Genomic DNA, 23,875 nt, shown 5'->3' on the forward strand with positions numbered 1-23,875 from the left:
GGCTGACACCTCGATCTTCACCGCCCGAGGTACCTTCTCGGTGAGAGTTGATGTCACGCGCCCGGCGGTCACCTCGTATGAGGCCTTCTCGACCCGAGCAAGTTCCACATCTGCGCGACCCGCTGTCAGTGTGAGATCCAGCGACTTCCCACTGCCATTCAGTGTCAGAGCGCCGGCGCTCACGTCGGCGTCGATCTGTCCGAAGTCGCCGTCGGCTGTGAGGATGCCGGCATTCAACTCGAGGTCGGCATCAAGTCCCGCGAGTGACTGGGGCAGCAGCAGCGTCACCTGCTGATCGTCGTCGCCGTTCCAGCCGAATCCGCCCCACCCGAGACCCCACCAGTCGAAACCCCGATGCGGGCTGCTCACCTCGAGGTCGTTGCCATCACGACGCAGCTTCCAGCCCTGCAGAGTACCGTCATCCGCGCGCAGCATTGCCGTGTCGCCGTCGTAGAAGCCGATGTTCAGCTGGGCGCCGCTGACCTCAGCATCCACCCCCTGAACACCCACCACAGACACCTCGGCATCCGCGGGCTTCTCACCGATCTGACTCACTCCGGCGAACGCCGCCGAGGCACCCGTGCCGATCAGCACCAGTCCGCCGACGACCGCCAGCGCGACCGTCGCACCCTTCGCTCCTGCACTCATGACAGGCCTCCTTGATTCGTCGTGTTCGGGTCCGCGAACCCGGAATTCTCGATGTGGGCGAGCGCGGCCAGCACTCGCCGATTGCCGTCTTCGGGGTCGAAGCCGAGCTTCTGGAAGATCGAGGTGATGTGCTTCTCGACACTCGCCTCGCTGAGGAACAGCATCCCGGCGATCGAATTGTTGGACTTGCCCTCCGCCAGCAGCGCGAGAACCGTGCGCTCACGTTCGGTGAGGCGCAGCATCCGTTCGTCGCGGTTTCGTCGGGTCAGCAGCTGCGCCACCACCTCCGGGTCGAGCACGGTAGCGCCCGCGGCGATCCGCTCGACCGATTCCACGAACTCGGTGACGTCGGCCACCCGGTCCTTCAGCAGGTAGCCGAGCGGGCCGCCCTGCGCGGCGATGAGATCGCTCGCATACCGCTCCTCGACATACTGCGAGAGCACGAGAAGCGGCAGCGACGGATGCGAGACCCGCAGCGCCAACGCGGCGCGGATGCCCTCATCGGTGAACGTCGGCGGCAGCCGCACATCGAGGATGCACAGGTCGGGCGTCGATTCCCTGACGGCATCCACAAGCCCGGCGGTATCAGCAAGTGCCGCGACCACCTCGTGGCCGCTGTCTTCGAGCAGACGCACGAGCCCCTCGCGCAGCAGAACGGAATCTTCGCAGATCAGAATGCGCATGGCACCGTCACCTCCAGGCTGGTCGGGCCGCCGGCCGGGCTGTCCAGCCGGAAGGTGCCGCCCGCCGCCAGCACCCGATTGGTGATGCCATCGAGCCCGCCGCCTGGCTGCACCTGCGCACCGCCCATGCCGTTGTCCTCCACCCGCGCCCAGAGCCCGCCGTCGCGGCTGCGCACGACGACCCGGCATTCGTTCGCCCGGGAGTGCTTGGCGGCGTTGGTCAGCGATTCCGCGATGGAGAAGTACACGGCTGCCTCAGCATCCCGGCATCCGCCCGGCATGGCATCGATGCGCACGTCGAGCTGCACGGGAATGTGGGACCGACCGGCCAGCGCTGACAGCGCAGCATCCAGCCCACGGTCGTCGAGAACGGAGGTGTGGATGCCACGGGCGAGCTGACGCAGCTCGGTGATGGCGGCCTTCGTCGAGGTGTGCGCCTCGCCGATCAGCTCTTTCGCGGCGGCGGGATCGGAGTCGATCTTCTGCTGAGCGAGCCCCAGCGTCATGCCGACCGAAACCAGCCGCGGCTGCACGCCGTCATGCAGGTCGCGCTCGATGCGGGTGCGCTCGAGTTCGGCGGCGCGCACGGCGCCGGCACGCTGAGCGCTGGTGGTCTTCACCTGCGCGGTGAGTTCCGCCTCGCGGCCAGGGACCACCAGAGCGCGGGTGATGACGCGGTGCAGCAGTGCGATTCCGACAATGCCTGCCATCGCGGCAACGATACCGAGGATGCCGACGACCGGGGCCCATTCGACGGCCATGACCGAACGGAACGGTCCCTCGACGGTACCTCGCGCATGCAGGGGACTGAAGGAGAGGAACGCTGACCAGATCATGCCACCGAAGAGGCGGATCACCAGGGTGCCGCCGACGCAGGCGATCACGAAGTTCAAGACGGCCCGCCACATGCGGCCGTCGATCGCCTGCCGGCTGACGTTGCGCAGCCATCCGCCGAAACCAGGGCGGGTGCGCGGGCGCCACTGCAGCGGTGATAACTGCAGCCGGTACAGGTCGCTGACCCGCTGCACCTCGAACCAGGCGACGCCGAAGAGCGCGTAGACGAGGCCGGCCAGTACGAAGAGGCCGATGCCGAAGAGGAAGACCAGGCCGATGCCGACGCCGAGCAGTGCACTCAGCCCGGCGACGACGCCTGAGCCGACCACGCCGAGAGCGGCGAGTTCGAGGATTGTGAGGAAGATCCGCCGCGGCTGGGTGACAGCATGCCGCGATGCTGCGCCCGTCGGGGCGGGCACGACCGGCGCAGCGGGCGGTGCCGGTGGAATCGAGGTGGTCATGCCATCAAAGCTACGGGGCACGCCACAGTTGTGACACGGAGGCAGCCCGACGGCTTGCTTCGGGTTTTCCCTAAGCAGGGGCTGCCGATGGCGTCGCACACCGAGCATGATGGAGACCATGACGACTATGGCGCATCCGAATGAGCCGCACGAAAGCGGGCTCGGTCAGAAGCTCAACTGGCTACGCGCCGGCGTACTGGGTGCGAATGACGGCATCGTCTCGGTGGCATCACTCGTGGTCGGCGTCGCCGGTGCGACCTCGGACAATTCGACCTTGCTGCTCGCGGGCATCGCGGGCCTTGTAGGAGGTGCGATCTCGATGGCGCTTGGCGAATACGTATCGGTCAGCAGTCAGCGTGACAGTGAGCGCGCGCTCATCCACAAAGAACGCGAAGAGCTGCGCACCATGCCCGACGAAGAACTCGCCGAGTTGCAGGGGCTGTACCGCGAAAGGGGTCTCAGCAACGAGACCGCGCGACTCGTGGCCGAGGAGTTGACTGCGCATGATTCTCTCGCCGCGCACCTCGAAGTCGAACTCGGCATCGACCCCGACGACCTCGTCAACCCTTGGCATGCGGCACTCTCGTCAGCCGTTTCCTTCACGATCGGTGCACTGCTGCCGCTGCTGGCCATCCTGCTGCCACCGCCCGGGATCCGCGTTCCGGTGACCTTCGCCGCGGTGCTGATCGCCCTCGCCATCACCGGCGTGGTCTCGGCGAAGATCGGGGGCGCCTCCCCCGGACGCGCGTCTGTGCGACTGGTGCTCGGCGGCGCGCTTGCGCTCCTCGCCACCTACCTCATCGGCACCCTGCTCGGCACCACGGGAATCGTTTAGGGCACCGCATGTTGTGGGCTTATCTGGAGACCGCCACCCACCTGCTCGCTGGGCGCAACTCTGGCCATTCATGCACCTGAGGACGGAGAAATCCTCCTTTCAAGAGCATCGGGGAGGGACCGACGAAGTGGGAGGGGTCACCCGTTCTGCGATTGAAAGGAGGATTTCGGAGTCCGCCTACAAAGCGGGGGTCAGTTCGACATGAAGCCGACGAGCAGACCGCCGGTGACCTTCACTGCCAGGTTGTAGATACCTGCCACGACCGCACCGAGCACGGTGAAGACGATGAGGTTGAGGATCGACACGACAGCGCCGAACGCCATCACCTGCGGCAGACCGATCATGCTCTCGAGGTCGACGGTGCCATCGGTGAGCAGATCGAGGATCTCGCCCACCTGCGCCACCACGTTCGTCGCCTGCAGCACCATGAAGATGAGGAAGAACGACACCATGGTCACGATGGCCAGCGCGACCGCACCGAGGAAGGACAGCTTCACGGCCGACCAGAAGTCGACGTAGACCAGGCGCAGGCGAACCTGCTTGCCGCCCGTCTTGCGCGTGGACTTCTTCGCCAGCTTGTCTGCCACTGTGCTCATATGGTGCTCCTCGCGCTACGCGCTGTCTTCGATCAGGCTTCGGGGGTCTCGGTGTCGGGAGTCGGAGCCTCGGAGTTCTCAGCGTTCTCGGCTTCGGTCTCGAGGTCTTCCACGGCGGCCTGCTCGGCGTTGCGTGCGACCGCGAGGATGCGATCATCGCCCGTCATCCGGGCGAACACGACTCCCATGGTGTCGCGACCCTTCGCAGGCACCTCGACCACGGCAGAGCGTACCACCTTGCCGCTGGAGAGAACCACCAAGACCTCGTCGCTCTCATCGACGATCAGACCACCGGCGAGAACACCTCTTTCGTCGCTCAGCTTCGCGACCTTGATGCCCGTTCCGCCGCGCTTCTGCACCTTGTATTCGGCGACGCTCGTGCGCTTGGCGTAGCCGCCGTCGGTGACGGTGAACACGTACGAGTCCTCGTCGACGATGGATGCCGAGAGCAGGCTGTCAGCGTCGTTCTTGAACTTCATTCCGCGCACGCCCTCGGTTGCACGCCCCATCGGACGCAGTGCGTCATCGGTGGCATGGAAGCGGACCGACATGCCCTTGCTGCTGATCAGCAGGATGTCTTCGCCCTTGTTCACCAGCTTCGCGCTGACGAGTTCGTCGCCCTCGCGGATGCGGATGGCGATCACGCCGCCCTGACGGTTGGTGTCGTAGTCGCCCAGTCGCGTCTTCTTCACCACGCCAGTGCGGGTGGCGAGCAGCAGGTAATCCTTCGCGTCATAATTGCGGATCGCGAGCACCTGAGCGATCTTCTCCTCAGGCTGCAGCGCCAGCAGGTTCGCGACGTGCTGACCCTTGGCATCCCGACCGGCCTCGGGCACCTCGTATGTCTTGGTGCGGTAGACCCGGCCCTTGTCGGTGAAGAACAGCAGCCAGTGGTGCGTGGTGGTGACGAAGAAGTGCTCGACGAGGTCGTCGGCACGCAGCTGCGCGCCCTTGACTCCCCTGCCTCCACGGTGCTGCGAACGGTAATTGTCGCTGCGCGTGCGCTTGATGTAGCCATCGCGGGTGACGGTGACGACCATCTCCTCAACCGGGATGAGGTCTTCCATCGACATGTCGCCGTCGAAGCCATGCAGGATGTGCGTGCGACGGTCATCACCGAAACGGTCGACGATCTCGGTGAGCTCATGGCGCACAATGTCACGCTGGCGCGCCTCGGTGGCAATGATGTCCTTGTAGTCGATGATGCGCGCTTCGAGCTCGGTCGCCTCATCGATGATCTTCTGGCGCTCGAGGGCGGCCAGTCGACGCAGCTGCATGTCGAGGATGGCCTGTGCCTGGTCATCGTCGATCTCGAGCAGAACCTTCAGACCCTCGCGGGCCTCGTCGACCGTCGGCGAGCGGCGGATCAGGGCGATGACCTCGTCCAGAGCGTCGAGCGCCTTGAGATAGCCCTGCAGGATGTGCATCCGCGCCTGCGCCTTGCGCAGACGGAAGCGCGTGCGGCGCACGATCACATCGAGCTGGTGATCCAGCCAGTGCGTGATGAACCCGTCGAGCGCAAGCGTGCGCGGCACACCATCGACGATGGCGAGCATGTTCGCGCCGAAGTTCTCCTGCAGCGAGGTGTGCTTGTACAGGTTGTTCAGCACGACCTTGGCGACAGCATCCCGCTTCAGGACGACGACGAGACGCTGACCGGTGCGGTCAGAGGATTCGTCGCGGATGTCGGCGATGCCGGTGATCTTGCCCTCGCGGGCCAGGTCGCCGATCTTCACCGCGAGGTTGTCGGGGTTGACCTGGTACGGCAGTTCGGTGATGACCAGGCAGGTGCGTCCTTGGATCTCCTCCACCTCGACGACCGCGCGCATCGTGATCGAGCCGCGGCCGGTGCGGTACGCCTCTTGGATGCCCTTGGTGCCGAGGATCTGCGCACCGGTCGGGAAGTCGGGACCCGGTACGCGCTGCATCAGACCTTCGAGCAGCTCTTCGCGGGGATGACCCGGGTTGTCGAGAGCCCACAGCGCTGCCGCTGAGACCTCGCGCAGGTTGTGCGGCGGGATGTTGGTCGCCATGCCGACCGCGATGCCGACCGAGCCGTTGACGAGCAGGTTCGGGAACCGCGCCGGCAGCACATCGGGTTCCTGCGTCTGACCGTCGTAGTTGTCGGAGAAGTCGACGGTCTCCTCTTCGATGTCGCGCACCATCTCGAGCGCGAGCGGAGCCATCTTCGTCTCGGTGTAACGGGGGGCGGCGGCACCCATGTTTCCGGGGGATCCGAAGTTACCCTGGCCTTGAGCGAGCGGATACCGCAGCGACCACGGCTGAACAAGACGCACCAGCGCGTCATAGATCGCCGAGTCACCGTGCGGGTGGAAGTGACCCATCACGTCACCGACGACGCGGGCGCACTTCGAGAACGATTTGTCGGGACGGAACCCGCCGTCGTACATGCCGTATATGACGCGGCGGTGCACGGGCTTGAGGCCATCGCGCACATCCGGCAGCGCGCGGCCCACGATGACCGCCATCGCGTAGTCGAGGTACGACCGCTGCATCTCGGACTGCAGGTCGACCTGGTCGATGCGGCCGTGCTCGTGAATCGGCTCGGGGCGTTCTTCGTCAGTCATATTCTTTTCCGTACTCGGTGGTCGGGATTGCGGATACCGCTTCGCTCGCAGAACGGGTTCCTTCCCGCTTCGCGGGCCCCTCCCGATGCTCGCTCACGCGGCATCCGCAATCCCTTGCGTTTTGAAGTTGTGTCCCCGTCGAGATCAGCGGTGGGGTGGGTGTAAGGGGTCAGATGTCGAGGAAGCGGACGTCCTTGGCGTTGCGCTGAATGAACGAGCGTCGCGACTCGACGTCCTCACCCATCAGCACGCTGAAGATCTCGTCTGCCGCGGCGGCATCCTCGATGGTGATCTGCTGGAGCGTGCGCGTGTTGTGATCCATCGTCGTCTCCCACAGCTCCTTCGGGTTCATCTCGCCGAGACCCTTGTAGCGCTGGATGGAGGCATCCTTCGGCAGCCGCTTGCCCGCGGCCTGGCCGTGCGCCAGCAGCGCGTCGCGCTCGGCATCCGAATACACGTACTCATGCGCGGAGTTCGTCCACTTCAGCCGGTACAGCGGCGGCATCGCGAGGTACACGAAGCCGGCCTCGATGAGGCCGCGCATGTAGCGGAACAGCAGCGTGAGCAGCAGCGTCGTGATGTGCTGGCCGTCGACATCGGCATCCGCCATCAAAACGATCTTGTGATAGCGGGCCTTCTCGATATCGAAGTCCTCGCCGATGCCGGTGCCGAACGCCTGGATCATCGCCTGGACCTCACGGTTGGCCAGCGCCTTGTCGAGGCGCGCACGCTCGACGTTCAGGATCTTGCCGCGCAGCGCGAGGATCGCCTGCGTGTGCGGGTCGCGACCCTGCACCGCCGAGCCGCCGGCCGAGTCACCCTCGACGAGGAAGATCTCGCTGATCGAGGGATCCTTGCTGGTGCAGTCCTTGAGCTTGTCAGGCATCGCGGCCGACTCGAAGACGCTCTTGCGACGCGCTGTCTCGCGGGCCTTGCGGGCCGCCATCCGAGCGGTCGCCGCATCGATCGCCTTGCGGATCACATTGCGCGCCTGCGCGGGGTTACGCGCGAACCAGTCGCCGAGCTGATCGTTGACGACCTTCTGCGTGAACGTCTTCGCTTCGGTGTTGCCGAGCTTCGTCTTCGTCTGACCCTCGAACTGCGGCTCGCCGAGCTTGATCGAGATGACCGCGGTGAGGCCCTCACGCACATCGTCGCCGGAGAGATTCTCGTCCTTCTCCTTGAGCAGGTTGTTCGCTCGCGCGTAGCGGTTCACGAGACTGGTCAGCGCTGCACGGAAGCCCTCTTCGTGCGTGCCGCCTTCGTGCGTGTTGATCGTGTTCGCATAGGTGAAGACGTTCTCGGTGTACGAGGTGGTCCACTGCATCGCGACCTCGAGCGAGATCTTGCGCTCGGTGTCTTCTGCCTCGAAGTCGATGATCTCGTCGTTGACGACCTCGGCCTTGCGCACCCGGTTGAGGTACTCGACATAGTCGACCAGACCGCGCTCGTAGAAGAAATCGTCGCTCGGCTGCTTCGAGGTGAGGACGCCATCGACTTCCACCTCGTAGGTGGATGCCGGACGATCGTCACGCAGCGAGATGCGCAAGCCCTTGTTCAGGAACGCCATCTGCTGGAAGCGCGTGCGCAGGGTGTCGTACTCGAAATGGACCGTGTCGACGAAGATCGTGGGGTCCGGCCAGAACGTGATCGTCGTTCCGGTCTGATCGGTCTCTTCGCCCTTCTCGATCTGCTGCTGCGGTACGCCGCCGTCAGCGAACTGGTGGCGCCAGACGTGCCCGAGCTGGCGCACCTCGACGTCGAATCGGGTGGAGAGAGCATTCACGACAGAGGATCCGACACCGTGCAGACCACCGGAGACGGCGTAGGCGCCGCCGCCGAACTTGCCGCCGGCGTGCAGGATCGTGAGCACGACCTCGACGGTGGACTTCGTCGGGTCGGAGGAGTGCGGACCAACCGGGATGCCGCGGCCGTTGTCGGACACGCGCACGCCGCCATCCTGCAGCAGCGTCACCTCGATGTTGTCGGCGTAGCCGGCCAAAGCCTCATCAACGGAGTTGTCGACGATCTCGTAGACGAGGTGGTGCAGGCCGCGCGGGCCCGTGGAACCGATGTACATGCCGGGGCGCTTGCGCACCGCCTCGAGTCCCTCGAGGATCTGAATGTCATCGGCACCATAATCGCCGGTGACCTTGTGCGACGACGTGTCGTCGGGGGTGCCCCCAGTCGTCGATCCGTTGTCGGCAGCGGGGGTTTCAGGCGTCATCAGAGTTTGTGCTCCACATCGAAGGTTCCCTGTCATTCTAGCGGGTTTCGATGGACAAAACGCGTCCTAAACGCCGTGTACGGCTTTCTGAGCGCGTGAGGGTGCGGTCATGATGCCCTACCCATAGGTGTCTCGTGGGCCGCGTCCGGGCACGGTGCGCGGTCCCCATTTCCACGATGGAACGTCTGGGCCGATGAAACGAAGGTTCTGCACACCGGCATCCGGATAGCGATTGCCGATCTCGGTCATGATGACCGCCCGCATGAACTGCAGATTCTTCGCCCAGGCGGTCGAATCGCACTTCACCGTGAGCACACCTCGCTCGAGAGAAACCGGCTCGGAGTGCTTCGCCGTGTCTTCGCCGGCGAGTTCGGCCCACTGGCGCACGAGGTCTTCGGCGGCGAGAGTCTTCTCCCAACCAGAGTCCTTGGTGAGCTTCAGCAGCACGTCACCGAGAGTGCCGGGATCGCGTCCTTTCGAGAAGGGAGCGTTGTCATCGTCGATCGCGACACGACGCTTGCGCTTCCACTTCGAAGAACTCGGCTTCAGCCCGCGCAGGCGCAGATAGGTGGCAACAGTCTCAGGAGGCTGCGGGTCAGTCATCGGCATCCTCCTCGGCGGTCTCGGCGGCAATCTCTGCGGCGGTCTCGTCTCTCTCGTCGCTGATCGTACCCGCGTTGATGCGCACGACATGACGGTGCAGCACATCGGGAATGTCGCCCTCGACGGCAGCGGTGACGATCACCTGCTCGTATCCGGCGGTCAGTGCCGCCAGACGCTGGCGGCGATCAGCATCCAATTCGGCGAAGACGTCGTCGAGGATGAGCACGGGGTCGCCGGCCGGAGACTCTGCGCGGAGCAGCTCTGCGGATGCCAATCGCAAAGCGAGCGCGACCGACCAGGATTCGCCATGCGAGGCATAACCCTTCACCGGCAGATCGCGCACTCGCAGCACGAGATCGTCACGGTGCGGACCCACCAGCGTCAGCCCGCGGTCGACTTCCTTTGAACGCTTCTCGCGCAGCTGAGTGCGGAAGAGATCTTCAATCTCACCGCGCACATCGTCGGATTCGCCCTCGTCTTCTTCGGGGTCGCCGCCGCGAACCGACAGCGCCCACTCGAGCTGCGGGCGATGGTCGGCGCCGGCGATGGCCGCGTACGCCTCGGCCAGCGGAACCTGCAGATCTGCGGCCAAGCGGATGCGGGCATGGATGATCTCGGACCCCAGCGCGATGAGTTTGTCGTCCCAGACATCGAGCGTGGAAAGCCCCTCACCGCGGACGCCACGACTTCGGGCTGATTTCAGCAGCGCCGTGCGCTGGCGAAGAACCCGGTCGTAATCGGCCAGCACGCCGGCCAGCCTCGGTGCACGCTGAATCAGAAGCTGATCCGTGAATCGGCGCCGGGATGACGGATCTCCGCGCACGATCTGCAGATCTTCTGGGGCGAACAGCACGACGTGGGCGTAGCGAGGCAGCTCATTGGTCTTCGACGGCGAACCGTTGATGCGGGCCTTGTTCGTACCCTGTCGGTTCACCTGAACCTCGGCCAGAACCGTGCGTGTGCCGTGCACAAGACGAGCGCGGATGATGGCGAAGTCTTTGCCGTCGCGCACCATTGGAGCATCGGAGGACACTCGGTGGGAGCCGAGCGTTGCAAGAAAGACGATCGCTTCGGCGAGGTTCGTCTTTCCCTGTCCGTTGCTGCCGACGAGAACGTTCGGCCCGCGGAGCAGAGTGAGCTCAGCGGTCGCGTAATTGCGGAAATCAACCAGGTTCAGGTGTTCCACGATCACGAGAGTCAGCCTACCTTTCGGCTCTGACACCGGGCTCGGGCCTGACACCCGTCCCGGAACCGGGCGATCCGGCTCTGCGCGGCAGTCAGCGCAGCAGCAGGTTCGGCTGCAGGAGGTACTTGAACGAATCCAGCCCCGCCTGATCCACCGATGTCTGGCTGGTGACCAGCACCGGGCTGAGCTTGTTGGCGTTGTCGCTCGAAGTGAACGTCACCCGGGTGAACTCGCTCTTGACCGCGCCGAGTGCCTCGAGGAGATACTGCGGGTTGAGGCCGAGTGTGACCTCGTCACCTCCGTTGAGGTGCGCGTCCACCGACTCGGAAGCGCGGGCCTGCTCGCTGCCCGAAGCATCCATCGTCACGCTGTCGCTGGTGAACGTGAACCGCAGCGGGGCGGAGCGATCGAGCACGAGCGCAACACGGCGGACGGCCTCGATGAGGTCGGCGGTGTTCACCACGGCGTAGTGGTCGGTCTGCTCGGGGAACAGCCGGCGCACGGGCGGGAAATTGCCCTTGATCAGCAGCGAAGTGACGGTCTTGTTGCCAGCGGTGAAAGCGATGATCTCGCGGTCACCCGCACCGGAGAACGCGATCTCGATGTTTCCGGCATGCGCGAACGTCTTGCCGACCTCGGTCAGCGTGCGAGCCGGCACGAGCGCTGCCTGCTCGGCGACCTCGCCGTCCCACGGAACATCGCGCAGTGAGACGCGATAGCGGTCGGTGGCCACAAGGCTGAGGTTGTTTTCGGACACCTCGAGCTGCACGCCGGTGAGAACGGGGGTGACATCGTCACGAGATGCGGCAAAGGCAACCTGGGCGATCGCGGTGCCGAAGTCCTCGGCGGGCACGACGCCCGTCGTGCCGGATACCTCGGGGATCGAAGGATATTCCTCAACCGGCATGGATGCCAGTGTGAATCGTGCTGATCCGCAGGTGACTGTGATTCCGCCGTCTTCTTCGACAGCGATCTCGATGGGCGCGTTCGGCAGACGGCTCGCGATGTCGGACAGCAGACGTCCGTGAACGAGGATCGTTCCCGGCTCATCGACTGTCGCTTCGATCGTCGTACGGGCGGATGCCTCGTAGTCGAATGCGGAAAGCGTCAGGCCCTGATCGGATGCTTCGATGAGCACACCAGCGAGAATCGGCTGCGGATTGCGCTGCGGCAGCAGCTTGACGACGAACGAAACAGCCTCGCTGAATACATCGCGGTTGACCTGAAACCTCACGGGCGCTCCCTCGTTGTCGTCCACCCAGCGCAGCGGATCCACTGCAGGCCATCTCATGTTAGCCGTAGACAGGGTTCGTGCCGATACCTTCTCGGTGTTGTCGTTTGCGTTCGATCCACATCCGTCTGGTGATCGGATCGCCCATTTCTCAGATAGATCTCTTAACGGTGTTAACAGCTGTGGATACTGTGGATAACTCGGTGGATATCAGTCGAGAGTAGGAAACTACACCGGTGTCACATGTGGACGCCCTGAGGAATCCGCGGGTTTACAGGGTGTGGAGGATGAAAGTCGCCCTGGCAGTTATCCACAGGCAGTGCTCTGGAATCGATCCGAAACCGAATGTTTGCACAAGTTATCCACAGGGCCTGCGGATAAGCCGAGCGATCCCGCTCAGCGAGAGGCGTGTCGGGCTGCCGGCATCCGCTCGGGAAGAATCGGATGCCGTGATCGGCAGCGACCGTTCAGCGGCGACCGATCTGCGTCGTGATCTCGGTGACCTGGTTGTAGATCGAGCGGCGTTCCTTCATCAGTTCGCTGATCTTCTTGTAGGCGTACATGACGGTCGTGTGGTCGCGGTTGCCGAATAGCTGACCGATCTTCGGCAGTGACAGACTCGTCCTCTCGCGGCACAGGTACATCGCGATCTGCCGGGCGATCGCGATCTGCTGCGAACGGCTCGAGCCGTACAGGTCATCGACAGTGAGCTTGAAGAACGCCGCCGTGGCGATGATGATGTCGGTCGGCGAGATGATGTTGTCTTCGGTCGTGTCGATGATGTCGCGCAGCACTGTCTGGGCCAGCGAGATGTCGAGTGCCGAGCGGTTCAGACTGGCGAAGGCGGAGACGCGGATCAGCGCGCCCTCGAGCTCGCGGATGTTCGATGAGACGACGGTGGCGATGTACTCGAGCACCTCATCGGGGATGTGCAGCGATTCGCTCTGGGCCTTCTTGCGCAGGATAGCGATGCGGGTTTCGAGGTCAGGAGCCTGCACGTCGGTGATCAGACCCCACTCGAACCGGCTGCGCATGCGGTCTTCGAAGCCGGTCAGCAGTTTGGGGGCGACATCGCTCGTGATCACCACCTGCTTGTTGTGGTCATGCAGCTGGTTGAACGTGTGGAAGAACGCTTCCTGCGTCTCGGCACGACCCTGCAGGAACTGGATGTCATCGATGAGCAGGATGTCGACTTCGCGGTAGCGGCTCTGAAATGCGGCACCGCGGTTGTTGGCGATCGAGTTGATGAAGTCGTTCGTGAACTCTTCGCTGGAGACGTAGCGAACCTTCACACCGGTGTACAGCGACTGGGCGTACTCGCCGATCGCGTGCAGCAGGTGGGTTTTACCCAACCCCGAATCGCCGTAGATGAACAGCGGGTTGTAGGCCTTGGCCGGTGCCTCGGCGACAGCGACTGCGGCGGCGTGCGAGAAGCGGTTGGACTGGCCGATGACGAAGTTGTCGAAGGTGTACTTCGGGTTCAGTCGCGATTCGTGTCGCAGCGGCACGGGCTGATCGACCGCTGATTCCATGCGAATCGGCTCGGGGGTGGCGAAATCGGGAACGTTGATCGGCATCGTCGGCTGATCGGCGAGCTCGTGGTTGACGACCGTTCGGTACGAGGTGACTTCGTCACCGACGGCCGAGAGAGCTTCGAGAAGAGGCATGCGCAGACGCTTGTTGATCTGCGCGGCGGTCAGATCGTTCGGCACGTCGAGATAGAGCACCCCGCTCATCACTCCGGCGGGGACAGCCAGACTCAGAAATCCCTGCAGCTGCGGGGTGACGCGCTCATCATCGGAGAGTCGCTCGAGAAGGGTCGCCCAGATCGGCACATCGGGGTGGTCGGCGGGAGAAGTCATGTTGCTCCGGGCGAGGTTGTGGAAAGGTCGCCCGCAAGCGTGGTCTCCCCCTGTGGATAACGTTGCTTGTTAAGGTAGCCACCGGCCCGGGTATCGGCAAGCCGCCCCCGGAAACACGCGGGAGTGTCGCGAAGCGAGCAGATGTCCACAGTTGTGGATAATAGGTGTGCGCAACTTCGCGGATGCTGCGCACAACCCGCTGGCCGGCGCGATAGCATCCAACGGCTGATTTGCCCTGCGCCACGGCAGGTCGTACCCTTAATCGGTTGACTTATGCCTAACGGCAGTACCCTCTGTCTCCGGAAGAAAGAACCCCCGGCGACACCCAGTTCCGGAGTGATTCCATGACCAAGCGCACTTTCCAGCCCAACAACCGTCGTCGTGCCAAGAAGCACGGCTTCCGTGCCCGCATGCGCACCCGTGCGGGTCGCGGCATCCTTGCGGCACGCCGCGCGAAGGGCCGCACTGAGCTCTCGGCGTAAAGCCCTGTGCTCGCCCGGCCGAATCGTCTGACTCGCGGCGTCGACTACCGACAGGTCGTCCGTCGCGGAGCACGATGCGGCGGACCGCGTCTGGTGACCTCAGTGTTGCCCGGTGCGGACCAGCGGGCACCCCGGTTCGGCTTCATCATCAGCAAGCAGGTAGGAACCGCCGTGGTTCGCAACACCGTTCGCCGTCGTCTGAAGGCGATCTGTGCGGAGTTTCGCGAGACGGTTCCCGAGGGCACGGATGTCGTCATCCGTGCCCTTCCTGCATCCGCCAACGCCGAATTCTCGCAACTGCGGGCAGATGTCTCCCGGTGCCTCAATCGACTGGTTCCAGGGTCGGACCGGGCATGAGCGCGCTGCCTTCGTACGCGTTCGGAACGGCGCGGTTCCGGGCATCCGATCTGCTGCGTGGCTTTCTGGCACTCCCCCGAAATCTCGTTATCGGCTTTTTGACCGTCTATCGGGCGATCATCTCGCCGCTGTACGGCGAAGTGTGCCGGTATTACCCATCTTGTTCCGCGTACGCTGTAGGTGCGGTGCAACAGCACGGCGCCGTGTGGGGAGCAATCCTCTCGGCATGGCGCATTCTGCGGTGCAACCCGTGGAGCAAGGGTGGCGTCGACGACGTTCGCCCTCATGCTCACTTCCGATACGAACTGACTCCTCACGGTTTCGTCGTACCTGCTCGAAAGGACTGAACAGTGGGTCTTGACCTTCTGCTCGCAAGCACATCTGCACCCGACGACGGTGGCGGTTTCGACCTCATCGGGATCGTGCTGTGGCCACTGAAGTGGGCTGTCGAGCTCATCCTCGTCGCCTGGCACTGGTTGTTGACGGTCGTCGGGCTGCCGGCGGCCGAGGGCATGACCTGGGTGCTGTCGATCGTCGGCCTGGTGATCGTGGTGCGTGCGGCGGTTTTCCCGCTGTTCGTGAAGCAGATCAAGAGCCAGCGCAAGATGATGGAAATTGCTCCTGAACTGCGAAAAGTTCAAGAGAAGTACAAGGGCAAAAAGGATCAGTTGTCTCGAGAGGCCATGAGCCGCGAGACGATGGCGCTGTACAAGCGGCACGGTACGACGCCGATGTCGAGCTGTCTGCCGATGCTGGTGCAGATGCCCATCTTCTTCTCGCTCTTCAGCGTGCTGCGCGACGTCGCGGCGCATCAGAAGATCGGTGTGGGCGGTGTGGGTCTGCTCAACGCCGAACTCACACAGGAGTTCTACGACGCGAAGCTGCTCGGCACGGTGTCTCTGCACGAGACGCTGGGCGACGCCTGGAGCGCACAGAACACGCCGGCGATCGTGCTGCTGGTCATCCTCGTCGTGCTGATGATCGGCTCGCAGTTCTTCACCCAGCTGCAGATCATCTCGAAGAACCTGTCGCCCGAGGCCAAGACCGGCCAGGCGTACCAGATGCAGAAGATCATGCTCTATGTGCTGCCGCTGGGCTTCATCTTCTCTGGTGTGTTCTTCCCGCTCGGTGTCGTCATCTACTGGTTCGTGTCGAACCTGTGGACCATGGCCCAGCAGTTCCTCGTCATTCGCGAGATGCCGACGCCCGGTTCTGAGGCGGCCAAGGCTCGCGAAGAGCGTCTGGCTCGCAAGGGCAAGGCGATCAACTCCGAGGGCAAGGTTGTGCCGATGGAGGTTCACAAGGCTGAAGAGCAGCGCAAGCTCGAAGAGGTGGAGCGCGCCAAGGCTGCTGCACCGAAGCGCGAGCAGCCGATGGGTAAGAAGCGTGCCAAGAAGAAGGGGTCGAACTGATGACCGCTGAAGATGTTAAGAACCACAGCGAAGCAAGCACAGAGGATCTGGAGCACGAGGGGGATGTCGCAGCTGACTTCCTCGAAGAGCTGCTTGATATCGCTGACATCGATGGCGACTTGAACCTCGATGTTCGCCAGGGCCGGGCCTACGTGTCGGTCGAGGCTGAAGGCGACGCACTCTCGACGCTGTCGGCACCCGACACCGTGCAGGCGCTGCAGGAGCTGACTCGTCTGGCCGTGCAGAGCGAGACCGGATCGTTCTCCCGGCTGATTCTTGATGTCGGCGGCTCGCGCGACATCCGCCGCCGTCAGTTGGAGACGCTGGTGGATGCGGCTGTCGCCAAGCTCGATGACGGCGCAGGCCAGGCATCCTTGCCTTCGATGTCGAGCTATGAGCGCAAGCTGATCCACGACATCGTCTCGGATCGTGGGCTTGTCTCCGAGTCTTACGGCGAGGGCGCGGATCGTCACACGGTGATCTCGCGTCGTTGATGCTTCACGTGAAACGCGCGGTGGGAGCTTACGGTGATGAGTGAATCCGCCGTAGAGGCTGAGCCCGTGGTCGCCGCGGAGATCTTCGGCGATCGGATCGAGCTCGCTCAGCGGTTTACCGCGGCTCTGGCCGCGGAGGGCGAACTGCGCGGGCTGATCGGTCCACTGGAACTGCCCCGGCTGTGGACCAGACACATCCTCAACTCTGCGATCGCTGCGCCACTGTTCGTGGGTTCGGTGGCGGACATCGGGTCGGGGGCTGGCTTGCCCGGACTCGTGCTCGCAATCGCGCGGCCGGACGTGGAGTGGATACTTATCGAGCCGATGGACCGGCGCGTGGTCTGGCTCAATGAGCAGGTCGCTGCTCTGGGTCTGGATAACGTGACGGTGATGCGCGCCCGCGGTGAAGACGTGGGGCTGGAGTTCGATGTGGTCACCGCGCGAGCCGTGAGCGCGATGCGAACGTTGATTCCGATTACAGCGCCGCTCGTGAGAGACGGTGGCGAGCTGATTCTGCTCAAGGGGCACAACGTTCCGACCGAGATCGAAGCCGCGCAGAAGGTGTTGAAGAAGCACAAGGTGACGGGCGTCACCGTCGAGGTGCTGGGTGAAGGTGTTCTCGCTGAACCGACCAGAGTCGTCCGCGCTCGCGTCCGTGCCTGATCCGGCGGTTGTGGTGGTGTTTCACGTGAAACATTGGCGTCTGGATGCGGTGTGGCCGGGGCTCAGCGTTGCATCGGTTCTATAGTTCGCACGGGATTTAGTCCTCTGAGAACTCGGGGCGGCGGGCTTCCCGCTCCCGCAGCTCTCCTACAGCAGCTCATCCGCGATCGGTCAGCGGGTGCATCGGTTCTGTTGCGCGCACCTGTTTTGGTCCGCGTATGAGGACTTGGGACGACGAGCTTGTGTCTATGGCGCGTCTTCTACGGTGTTCACTTGGGGATTGGGGAGCGGGAGCGTACTGGTCGCGGCCAAGGTCTCATCACATGAACCGTTAGCGGTGGAGTGTCTTCGTGCGGGAAGGGGACACCAACTCTCCCCTCGTCTGTAGCTGGCGAACGGTCGAGCTACAGCAGGCGGGACATTTCTCGGCTGTTGGATGGGACGTGAGGCGAGTGCTGACGTTTCACGTGAAACATCTGCTGCTGATCCACACGCGGTGCGGAGCGGATGCGAAAGATGTCTGTGCTTCGATCAGTGCGGGATCGGGTGTAGCCGGCAAATAGTCCTTCGAATGGTGGGTGCAATGGCAACGACCATCAAGGGCTTCGCCCCTGGGCCCAGCCGTAAAGCTGCGAAGGGCTCCATGCAAAATGGCCGGGCAATCGCCTGAAGGTGTGGGTATACCCGGGCGCGCACGCGCCGGACACAGGGAGGCGGCGCTTTTGGGCTTCGGTCTCGAAGGGCGATGGTGTTTCACGTGAAACAATTCGCCCCGGGGTTGCAGACGGCTCGGTCTCAGCCTGTGATCGACGATGGTGGCTTTGGAGAGGGTGGTGGGATCTGCATTACTGCCCACTGAATCGAGGCAAGCTGGTCAATATCCGGAACGCGGTTGGGGAGGCTCAAGCGAAGTAGCGCGGAGCACATTCGCGTTTCGCGGGAAACTGGTGGTGCGGGAGGTGTGTTTTCTTGCGGGCCTGGGCTTCGATCAGCGGCATAGCCACCCGGGGCGTGATCAGCGCTGATCGGGTGGATGCGGCTAGTTGACTCTGTCGGAACAGGAGCCAGCACGGTGGGATCGTCGAACCGGGATGTCGCAACGAGCTTCGGGGAATCGCTAGACCGTCCCGTGGGTTCCGGACAGGATGGCGTCAAAAAAATGTTTCACGTGAAACGGCGAGCGGCGCCTGCCCATCCTCAGTCACCTCGCATTCACGCTGTCAACGTGATGGCTCGCGGAGATCGAAGCGACAGAGCCATGGCCTTGCAGGATGCAGCCCATTCGGCGAACGGGACTGTCGCGTTCGATTCGTGTGATGTGTGTCGGAGGAGAGCTGCCAAATCCCCCATTGAATGCGCTCGTCTAACTGGCTCAAGGAGGGAAGATCGGGTCGGGGAGTCCTCCCACGGTGATTTTTGGCGCAGGGCCCGGTGGTTGCGGATCTCGTTCTTGCCAGACACGGGAATCTGCAAGATTCAGCGTCGACCTGCGTCAAGCTCCAGGCCTTTTGGGGACACATGTAGGGCGCAGAGGTGGTGGCGGAGCGTGCCTGGCCGATCACGCCATAGAGGTCAGCGATTCACTGTGGGATCGGATCGACGCGGTGAACTGAGGTGCAGCTGCCCCGAGCCCGATCGACATCGTCAACACCATCGGGCCGGGGGCGTGGTCGAGTCGAGCCACGGGATGGGTAGATCCCGGACGCGGTTTTCGACGCTTCACGCAAAGGAAACGTCATCTACAGAACTGGAAAGGCCGGCTAATCCGGATCGTTTCACGTGAAACACTACCGTGGCCTCACAGTGGCTCGTCCAACGCGGCCATATATCCCGGTCGCCCAGTCGAGAACAGGGGTCGTCGGGATGACTCGTATTGAACGGTGGTGAAAGGGAGGGGGACACACCCATCGGTGTTGCAGGATTCACACAGCCGACGAAATCAGGGAGGCCGTGTTGAGCCGATACGTTTCACGTGAAACACGCGGCGACGATTGCGATGACGCGCTGGTTCTTTGCGGCAAGTCCAGTTCAAGCTCGAACATGACCGACCCCAATTGCGGGATCAAACCCGCACCAATCCGGCGCCGATCGGATTGTTTCACGTGAAACACTGCGCAAGGTCAGATCTCCGTGATCTCGGTGGCGTGACGGGACACGCTCCGATCCTTCAGGAAGCGCAAGACGCTCAATACCCGTTTCACGTGAAACCAGCGAGACGCCCCTTTTGCGTCATACAGGTCGGTGACTCTCCGGCCGTTCGACTGGGCCCACCCCCCCATGTCCTCGTCCTCGCCGGCATGAAGGGACCGCCTACAGTCGGTCACCGTCACCCTGGCTGCACATCGGTACTCCGGGGTCCACTCTCACGCGGTCGGCACCACGAAATGCAACCTTCCCAGGCACCCCGCTGGCATATCCCACGGCGCGATGGACTACGTGTCTGCCGGATGGTTGCCCATGCGGCTCTCGACACGGGCCACCCTTCAAGGGTGGGGGCGACGCCCGAATTGGCCCCTGGACCTACCCGCGGAGCGGCTCCGCGCGGCCGCTACTTCTCATGCGCACACGTCAGCCCTCCAACTGGTTCACAAGCCAGATCCCTTCAGTCGCAGGAGTTGCCCCCACCAACTCAGTTCCTCGGGTGGCAAGAAGTACGGCTCGGAGCGCGAGCACATTTTGTACCTGACAGGAGGTCTCTCGCTGTCAAACGACTTCGCGCCTTGATGCGTCACGTCACCAAACACGAGCGACATACTCGATTCGTGGCTTTAGGGGAGGGGCACTCCCGACCGCTCCTTTGGGCCGCAGCTCTACGGTCACAACGAGGACCATGTGTCCCCCGTAGACGAGATCGCAGCGCTGCGTTTCGCCATGTCGGCGCGCCCGATTAGAGTGGGACTGGGTCCCGAAAGGAGTCGATGTTTCACGTGAAACTATCGGACAACGCATTGCCGAACAACAATTTCGGGATGGATACGCCGCTCGCGCGCGAACTTGCCGATCTTTCGTCTCGAAGAAGGGCACTCCAGGACGTCAAGGTCGAATTCGAAGGTGATCCGCGAGTCCTGACGGTCTCGAACCAGAAGGGCGGCGTGGGTAAGACGACCACCGCGGTGAACCTGGCATCCGCTCTTGCCGGTCTCGGCGCGAAAGTGCTCGTTGTCGACCTTGACCCGCAGGGGAACGCGTCGACCGCGCTGGGTGTCGCCCATTCGGCAGAGACTCCGAGCGTCTACGACGTTCTGATCGACGACGTTCCGGTCGCTGACATCGTGCAGCAGAGCCCCGAGTCGCCAAATCTGTACTGCGCGCCAAGTACGATCCACCTTGCCGGCGCAGAAATCGAGCTCGTTTCGCAGGTGGCCCGAGAATTCCGCCTCCGTCGCGCCCTGGAGGAGTACCTGCGCGACACCGCGATGGACTTCGTGATCATCGACTGCCCGCCATCACTCGGCCTGCTCACGATCAACGCGTTCACGGCAGCATCCGAAGTTCTCATCCCGATCCAATGCGAGTATTACGCGCTCGAAGGCCTGAGCCAGCTGCTCGGCAGCATCCAGATGATTCAGAAGCACCTCAATCCGGAACTGCACCTCTCCACGATTCTGCTCACCATGTACGACGGACGCACGCGCCTTGCGCAGCAAGTCGCCGACGAGGTGCGCACGCACTTCTCGGAACAGGTGCTGGAATCCGTCATTCCACGCTCCGTCCGCGTCTCCGAGGCGCCGAGCTTCGGTCAGACGGTGCTTGCATACGATCCCACCTCCGCGGGCGCCGTCGCCTACCGAGAAGCAGCTGTCGAAATCGCGCGACGAGGCTCCCGCATCGCGCAGAAGAAGGAGAAATGATGGCAAAGCGAACTGGACTCGGTCGGGGGATCGGTGCCTTGATCCCCACGGCGGATCAGTCCGAGCGTCCTGTCGACGTCTTCTTCCCGGGCGGCTCGAAGCTCAAGGCGGATGCTGCGACAGCATCCGCGTCTCCGGGTGCCACTGAGACCAAGAGCGCCACGACCACCGCGAACGATGCTGATCTCACGGACATTCCGGGTCTTCGCTTGGTGCAGATCGACCCGACGCTCGTCGTTCCGAATCCCCGCCAGCCGCGCACGAACTTCGATGAGGATCACCTCGCCGAGCTGGTGCACAGCGTCCGTGAGTTCGGCGTGCTGCAGCCCATCGTGGTGCGCAAGAATTCGTCGGGGGAGTACGAACTGATCATGGGTGAGCGCCGCACCCGCGCCGCCCGCGAAGCCGGCCTCGAGACGATCCCTGCGATCGTGCGCGAAACGGCAGACGAAGACCTGCTGCGCGATGCGCTGCTCGAAAACCTCCATCGGTCGGAGTTGAACCCGCTCGAAGAGGCATCGGCCTACCAGCAGCTGCTGGAGGACTTCGGCATCACGCAGGAGCAGCTGGCCACACGTATCGGGCGTTCTCGTCCGCAGATCAGCAACACCATCCGTCTGCTCCGGCTTCCGCTTCCGGTGCAGCAGCGGGTCGCGGCCGGTGTGCTGACCGCAGGCCACGCCCGTGCGATCCTGTCGCTCGAGGACCCCGACCAGATGCAACGCCTTGCCGACAAGGTCGTGAACGAAGACCTCTCCGTGCGCGCCACCGAGGCAGCTGCGAAGAGCCTCCCCACCAGCTCCGGCACGTCGGGAAAGACTCAGGCGGGTGCGCGACGCGCCTACCTTGATGAGGTCTCGAGTAAGCTCGGAGATCGCCTGAACACCCGGGTCCAGATCACCTTGGGTGCGCGAAAAGGCCAGGTCAAGATCGAATTCGCCTCCATTCAGGATCTGAATCGAATTCTGAAGGACATCGGCGAAGAGGAGTTCGGCGCCCGCTGAGGAGTGCGCAGCGGCCGCGGGCGCTCAGAGCGCGCGTAGGCTTGACGGGTGAGTAGTTCTTTTCCCCGCCGCGCAAGTCTTGAGGTGCTTCGTGCAGAGGCCACCGATGAGCGATCGGTGCTCGTGCATGAGCGCTTGCGGTTCGGGGAGGACCCCTGGGAGTTCATGAGCGAGCTGCCGACCACCGATGAACTGGTGGTGCTGCTGCTGCGCACCGACTGGATCGAAGTGCATGGCGGCAACGTGCGCGATCGCGCCTGGAATGACGAAGTCCTGCGCCGCATCGCGCTCGAGTACCCCGATCTGTCGAGCACCGTCTGGCAGATGATGAGTCCGGCCGTCACGCAGCGCTCCCCGCGCAGCTGAATCCGGAGAGCGTCCGTCCCGCATAGAAGAAGCCCGCCACCTCGAAAGGTGACGGGCTTCAGAGCCTTCAGCGAGAAGATCAGCCGATGAACGCGGCGAGGTCCTTCTCGAGCGCCGGCTTCGGCTTCGCGCCGATGATGGTCGTCTTGACCTCGCCCCCGTGGAAGACCTTCATCGCCGGAATCGACGTGATCTGGTACTTCATCGCGAGCTCGGGGTTCTCGTCGACGTTGAGCTTGAGGATCGTGATCTTGTCAGGGTTCTCTGCCTGGATCTCGTCAAGAACCGGCGCGACCATGCGGCACGGTCCGCACCATTCGGCCCAGAAGTCGACGAGAACGGGGCCTTCGGCCTGGAGCACGTCCTGATCCCAGGTGGCCTGGGTGGTTGCCTTGGCAGTCATGAATTCTCTCCCTTTTCAAATACTCTTCAGAAATACGTTCGGAATGTTGTGTGGGGATGACACCGGGTGAAACGTCGAGTGCCGGTGGATTGTTCCCGGATGCTCAGGCGACGATGACCTCTGCGGCTTCGGCGGCCGGCACATCAGCATCCGCCAGGTCAGCGAGGAAATGTTCGGCATCGAGCGCCGCGACGACTCCGGAACCGGCGGCCGTGGCGGCCTGACGGTAGGTGGCGTCGATCACGTCGCCGGCGGCGAAGATGCCCGGAACGGAAGTGATCGACGAGCGGCCATCTACCCAGATCGTGCCCGCGTCGGTCAGCCGCAGCTTGTCGTGCACGAGGTGCGTGCGGGGGTCGTTTCCGATCGCGACGAAGAGTCCGTCGAGCGCCAGGTCGGTCATCGTGCCGTCTTCGGTCGAGCGCAGCTTCACTCCGGTGACCGAATCGCCGCCGGTGACCTCGGCGACTTCGCTGTTCCAGATGAACTCGATCTTGTCGTTCGCGTACGCGCGCTCCTGCATGATCTTCGAGGCGCGCAGCGTGTCCTTGCGGTGGATGACGTAGACCTTCGACGCGAAGCGGGTGAGGAACGTGGCCTCTTCCATCGCCGAGTCGCCGCCGCCGACGACGGCGATCGTCTTCTCGCGGAAGAAGAAGCCGTCGCAGGTGGCGCACCACGAGACGCCGTAGCCCGACAGGCGCTCTTCACCCTCGACGCCGAGCTTGCGGTACGCGGAGCCGGTGGCGTAGATGATGGTGGATGCCTCGTGCACGTCTCCGTTGCCGAGCGTGACCTTCTTGACCGGCCCGTCGACCTCGAGCTCGGTGACATCGTCGTAGAGCACCTCAGTGCCGAAGCGCTCTGCCTGCTCCTGCATCTTCGTCATCAGCTCGGGGCCGAGGATGCCCTCGGGGAAGCCGGGGAAGTTCTCGACGTCAGTGGTCTTGGTCAGCTCGCCACCGACCTCGACGCTGCTCGCGACAAGCAGCGGGCTCAGGTTCGCGCGCGCCGCGTAGATGGCGGCGGTGAACCCGGCTGGGCCGGAACCGATGATGATGACCTGACGCATGTGCTCTCCTTGATCGG

22 protein-coding genes are annotated in these 23,875 nt (G+C 63.5%); 10 read left to right on the plus strand and 12 right to left on the minus strand.

All coding sequences use genetic code 11. The features are described 5' to 3' along the window. The 3 genes from FM104_RS15270 to FM104_RS15280 form a co-directional block, all read right to left on the minus strand. The coding region (locus tag FM104_RS15270; RefSeq protein ID WP_087133088.1) for a hypothetical protein at positions 1-648 on the minus strand (648 nt) is incomplete at its 3' end. Continuing rightward, entirely contained in the window at positions 645-1,331 is a 687-nt protein-coding gene (locus FM104_RS15275) for a response regulator transcription factor (RefSeq protein ID WP_087133089.1), read from the minus strand. The genes FM104_RS15270 and FM104_RS15275, both read right to left, overlap by 4 nt. Beyond that, entirely contained in the window at positions 1,319-2,626 is a 1,308-nt protein-coding gene (locus FM104_RS15280; RefSeq protein WP_087133090.1) for a sensor histidine kinase, read from the minus strand. The genes FM104_RS15275 and FM104_RS15280 overlap by 13 nt, the downstream gene beginning before the upstream one ends. 118 nt (positions 2,627-2,744) lie before the next feature. Here FM104_RS15280 and FM104_RS15285 point away from each other — a divergent pair, with 118 nt between their 5' ends. Beyond that, on the plus strand, positions 2,745-3,461 hold the full coding sequence (locus FM104_RS15285; RefSeq protein ID WP_087133091.1) for a VIT1/CCC1 transporter family protein: 717 nt from the start codon (positions 2,745-2,747) through the stop codon (positions 3,459-3,461). Between the two features lie 191 nt (positions 3,462-3,652). Here FM104_RS15285 and FM104_RS15290 read toward each other — a convergent pair whose 3' ends face one another. The 7 genes from FM104_RS15290 to dnaA form a co-directional block, all read right to left on the minus strand. Beyond that, complete coding sequence (locus tag FM104_RS15290) at positions 3,653-4,057, minus strand: DUF3566 domain-containing protein (protein ID WP_087133092.1); 405 nt, start codon at positions 4,055-4,057, stop codon at positions 3,653-3,655. A gap of 32 nt (positions 4,058-4,089) precedes the next feature. After that, positions 4,090-6,645: a DNA gyrase subunit A gene (gene gyrA / locus FM104_RS15295; RefSeq protein ID WP_087133093.1), complete on the minus strand. Its 2,556-nt coding sequence runs from the start codon at positions 6,643-6,645 to the stop codon at positions 4,090-4,092. A 169-nt stretch (positions 6,646-6,814) separates the two neighbouring features. After that, complete coding sequence (gene gyrB, locus FM104_RS15300) at positions 6,815-8,872, minus strand: DNA topoisomerase (ATP-hydrolyzing) subunit B (protein WP_087133094.1); 2,058 nt, start codon at positions 8,870-8,872, stop codon at positions 6,815-6,817. A 117-nt stretch (positions 8,873-8,989) separates the two neighbouring features. Continuing rightward, the gene (locus tag FM104_RS15305) at positions 8,990-9,481 is read right to left on the minus strand and encodes a DUF721 domain-containing protein (protein WP_087133095.1); all 492 of its coding nucleotides are present in this window, start codon (positions 9,479-9,481) and stop codon (positions 8,990-8,992) included. Beyond that, on the minus strand, positions 9,468-10,667 hold the full coding sequence (gene recF, locus FM104_RS15310) for a DNA replication/repair protein RecF (protein WP_087133096.1): 1,200 nt from the start codon (positions 10,665-10,667) through the stop codon (positions 9,468-9,470). The genes FM104_RS15305 and recF overlap by 14 nt, the downstream gene beginning before the upstream one ends. 85 nt (positions 10,668-10,752) lie before the next feature. Beyond that, positions 10,753-11,895 carry a DNA polymerase III subunit beta gene (gene dnaN, locus FM104_RS15315; RefSeq protein WP_087133115.1) on the minus strand — a complete coding sequence of 381 codons (1,143 nt, stop codon included), beginning with the start codon at positions 11,893-11,895 and terminating at the stop codon, positions 10,753-10,755. Between the two features lie 464 nt (positions 11,896-12,359). After that, positions 12,360-13,754: a chromosomal replication initiator protein DnaA gene (gene dnaA, locus FM104_RS15320; RefSeq protein WP_087133097.1), complete on the minus strand. Its 1,395-nt coding sequence runs from the start codon at positions 13,752-13,754 to the stop codon at positions 12,360-12,362. A gap of 344 nt (positions 13,755-14,098) precedes the next feature. Here dnaA and rpmH point away from each other — a divergent pair, with 344 nt between their 5' ends. From rpmH to FM104_RS15370, 9 genes are all read left to right on the plus strand, one after another. Continuing rightward, a complete protein-coding gene (gene rpmH / locus FM104_RS15325) occupies positions 14,099-14,236 on the plus strand; it encodes a 50S ribosomal protein L34 (RefSeq protein WP_045278552.1) in 138 nt (45 codons plus the stop codon). 6 nt (positions 14,237-14,242) lie between these two features. Beyond that, positions 14,243-14,593 carry a ribonuclease P protein component gene (rnpA, locus tag FM104_RS15330; RefSeq protein WP_087133098.1) on the plus strand — a complete coding sequence of 117 codons (351 nt, stop codon included), beginning with the start codon at positions 14,243-14,245 and terminating at the stop codon, positions 14,591-14,593. Continuing rightward, positions 14,590-14,940, plus strand: coding sequence for a membrane protein insertion efficiency factor YidD (gene yidD, locus FM104_RS15335; RefSeq protein WP_087133099.1), 351 nt, complete (start codon positions 14,590-14,592; stop codon positions 14,938-14,940). The genes rnpA and yidD overlap by 4 nt, the downstream gene beginning before the upstream one ends. A 3-nt stretch (positions 14,941-14,943) precedes the next feature. Further along, on the plus strand, positions 14,944-16,005 hold the full coding sequence (yidC, locus tag FM104_RS15340; RefSeq protein WP_087133100.1) for a membrane protein insertase YidC: 1,062 nt from the start codon (positions 14,944-14,946) through the stop codon (positions 16,003-16,005). After that, positions 16,005-16,499 carry a Jag family protein gene (locus tag FM104_RS15345; protein ID WP_087133101.1) on the plus strand — a complete coding sequence of 165 codons (495 nt, stop codon included), beginning with the start codon at positions 16,005-16,007 and terminating at the stop codon, positions 16,497-16,499. Before yidC ends, FM104_RS15345 begins: the two co-directional genes overlap by 1 nt. Before the next feature lie 36 nt (positions 16,500-16,535). Continuing rightward, the gene (gene rsmG, locus FM104_RS15350) at positions 16,536-17,162 is read left to right on the plus strand and encodes a 16S rRNA (guanine(527)-N(7))-methyltransferase RsmG (RefSeq protein ID WP_087133102.1); all 627 of its coding nucleotides are present in this window, start codon (positions 16,536-16,538) and stop codon (positions 17,160-17,162) included. 2,969 nt (positions 17,163-20,131) lie between these two features. Further along, a complete protein-coding gene (locus FM104_RS15360) occupies positions 20,132-21,013 on the plus strand; it encodes a ParA family protein (protein ID WP_179206833.1) in 882 nt (293 codons plus the stop codon). After that, entirely contained in the window at positions 21,013-22,017 is a 1,005-nt protein-coding gene (locus FM104_RS15365) for a ParB/RepB/Spo0J family partition protein (RefSeq protein WP_087133105.1), read from the plus strand. The genes FM104_RS15360 and FM104_RS15365 overlap by 1 nt, the downstream gene beginning before the upstream one ends. Positions 22,018-22,065: 48 nt before the next feature. After that, a complete protein-coding gene (locus FM104_RS15370) occupies positions 22,066-22,383 on the plus strand; it encodes a hypothetical protein (protein WP_087133106.1) in 318 nt (105 codons plus the stop codon). 79 nt (positions 22,384-22,462) lie between these two features. Here FM104_RS15370 and trxA read toward each other — a convergent pair whose 3' ends face one another. Both trxA and trxB read right to left on the minus strand, forming a co-directional pair. After that, on the minus strand, positions 22,463-22,786 hold the full coding sequence (gene trxA / locus FM104_RS15375; protein WP_087133107.1) for a thioredoxin: 324 nt from the start codon (positions 22,784-22,786) through the stop codon (positions 22,463-22,465). A gap of 103 nt (positions 22,787-22,889) precedes the next feature. Beyond that, positions 22,890-23,858: a thioredoxin-disulfide reductase gene (trxB, locus tag FM104_RS15380; RefSeq protein ID WP_087133108.1), complete on the minus strand. Its 969-nt coding sequence runs from the start codon at positions 23,856-23,858 to the stop codon at positions 22,890-22,892. Positions 23,859-23,875: the final 17 nt, after the last annotated feature.

Source organism: Microbacterium esteraromaticum (genome assembly GCF_900163815.1).
Taxonomy (GTDB): domain Bacteria; phylum Actinomycetota; class Actinomycetes; order Actinomycetales; family Microbacteriaceae; genus Microbacterium; species Microbacterium esteraromaticum_B.